Raw genomic sequence first — 527 nt, forward strand, 5'->3', positions numbered from 1 at the left:
GACTGAGGCCCCGAACAGATGGCTGACGACGGTGGCGATCAGAACAAGAGGAGCCATACGCAGTGGCACACCGCCACCCGGTTCATGGATCTGATCGACGATCAGATTGTTACCCCCTTCGGCGGAACGCCCGAACCAGTGATACGCCAGCCCAACGACAACGCCTGCCACCGGCAGGAACCACAGCAGGCCGGGATGGGCGAAGCGATAGTCGGTGACATGATCGAGCGCCCAGAGGAAGACGGCGCATAACGTGCCGACGCAGGCTGCCATAGGCAGCAAAAGCCCGCTCCAGCGCAGAACGGCGAGAATATTTACTACGATGGAATTCTGAAACAGCGGAAGACGACCCATGACCCTGAACACACTCCTCCCTCACGTGCCATTATGGCGAGGTAGGAGTCATCAGCCCTTGGGGCGGTTCGACTTCTTTACGAAGTCAGGCAGAGTCCATTGCCGTTACGTCACACTACGATTTATCCGTTGCCTCATGTCAATGATAAATCTGTAAGGGGAAAAGAAACTTT

At 56.4% G+C, this 527-nt stretch carries 1 pseudogene and 1 riboswitch; the pseudogene reads right to left on the bottom strand.

Annotation, left to right across the window (positions count from 1 at the left end):
* A pseudogene (locus GOB86_RS15795) lies at window positions 1-354 on the bottom strand (voltage-gated chloride channel protein); the annotation flags it as partial.
* A gap of 35 nt (window positions 355-389) precedes the next feature.
* Window positions 390-467: riboswitch (Fluoride riboswitch) on the bottom strand.
* Between the last annotated feature and the right edge of the window lie 60 nt (window positions 468-527).

The sequence above is a fragment of the Acetobacter lambici genome (assembly GCF_011516885.1).
Taxonomy (GTDB): domain Bacteria; phylum Pseudomonadota; class Alphaproteobacteria; order Acetobacterales; family Acetobacteraceae; genus Acetobacter; species Acetobacter lambici.